This window comes from Mobilicoccus pelagius NBRC 104925 (assembly GCF_000247995.1).
In the GTDB taxonomy this organism is placed as follows: domain Bacteria; phylum Actinomycetota; class Actinomycetes; order Actinomycetales; family Dermatophilaceae; genus Mobilicoccus; species Mobilicoccus pelagius.
In genome coordinates this window covers 1-1,445 of the sequence record NZ_BAFE01000023.1, presented here as the reverse complement: position 1 = coordinate 1,445, position 1,445 = coordinate 1, and the positions used below count along the sequence as shown (strand labels likewise).

Sequence of the window (1,445 nt, the reverse complement as noted above, 5' to 3'; positions counted from 1 at the left end):
GGCTCTTCCCAATCAAGGGTGTAGGTGTCGTTTGAACCCGCCGGCTTCCAGGAGGCTTCGGGCGATGTAGTGGGTGAGGTTGCGGAAGCCCAGGGCGATGCCGCGCAGGTGCTCAAGGCGTCCGTTGATCGCCTCTGTGGGGCCGTTGGATGTGCCGGGCCGGTCGAAGAACGCGAGGATGTCGTCGGCGCGTTTGCGCAGGGTGCGGCCCAGGCGGGCGACTTCGGGTAGCCCGGCGGGAACGCCGGCACCGATGGTGTCGATGAGGGTGGTCATGGTGGTCTTTCCGGCGGTCCGGTCGGGGGCGCGGTAGGCGGTGATCGTGCGCTGGTAGACGCTCCAGGTGATCTCGACCGCGGTGTGGCGCTCGTCGGCAAACAGGTCCTGCAGGCGCGCCTTCTGTTTATCGTTGAGCAGCTCGGCACCGGTGTGCAGGCTGCGGCGGGCCCGGTACAGCGGATCGCCTGTGCGGCCGCGGCGGCCGAAGATGTCGCGTTGGGTGCGACGCCGGCACTCATCCAAGGCGTCAGCGGCCAGGTGCACGACGTGGAAGGGGTCCATCACGGCGACCGCCTGTGGGACCTCCTCGGCGGCGGCGGTCTTGAAACCGGTGAAGCCGTCCATGGCGATGGCCTCGATGCCCTCCCGCCAGGCCTGGTCGCGTTGATTGAGCCAGGTCTTGAACACGGCCTTGGACCGTCCGTCGATCATGTCCAGCAGCCGCGCAGTCCCGGTCCCATCCCGCACTCCGGTGAGGTCGATGATCACGGTGACGTACTTGTCGCCCTTGCGGGTGTGACGCCACACGTGCTCATCGACGCCGATGACGTGCACGCCCTCGAAGCGGGTGTCGTCGCTGATCAGGACCCTGCGACCCTCGGCCAGGACGGCGGTGTTGGCGGTGCCCCACGCCACCCCGAGAGCATCGGCGATGCGGGCCATGGACAGGTGGGCGACGACGAGCCCTTCCAACGCCCACGCCAGCGCGGTCTTGGTCAGCTTGCACCGCGGGGCCGCCGCGCAGGAGAGGTCTTGGCGCCACACGTGCCCGCAGCCGGTGCAGCGGTAACGCCGCAGCCGCACCCGCAACGTCGTCGGGCGCCACCCCAACGGCGCGTGAGCCAACTCCCGGACCGTACTGTCGCGCACGCGGCCTTCGCAGCCGCACCGTCGACACCAGCGGTCCTCAGCTACGACGCGGCAGGCCAGCACGGCCTTGTCCGGTTTCACGCATTGCCCGACGGTTTGCAGTCCAAGGTCGTCCAGGCCGGTGAAGGTGGTCAGGTCAGGGGTCGTGAAGGTAGCGTCACGCATGTCGAGGTCTTCCAGATGAGCGGTGTAGGAACCTTCATCTTCGGGAGACCTCGACCCCTATCCCGGCACCGACGCGCCCGCCCCCGGCCGAGCTGAGCTCAGGCTCGACCTACACCCTCAACTGGGAAGAG

General features: G+C 68.4%; 1 protein-coding gene. It reads right to left on the bottom strand.

Features of this window, described 5'->3' with window-relative positions; translation table 11 throughout:
- Positions 1–12 precede the first annotated feature (12 nt).
- Positions 13–1,314: an ISL3 family transposase gene (locus MOPEL_RS04065; RefSeq protein ID WP_009481586.1), complete on the bottom strand. Its 1,302-nt coding sequence runs from the start codon at positions 1,312–1,314 to the stop codon at positions 13–15.
- Positions 1,315–1,445: the final 131 nt, after the last annotated feature.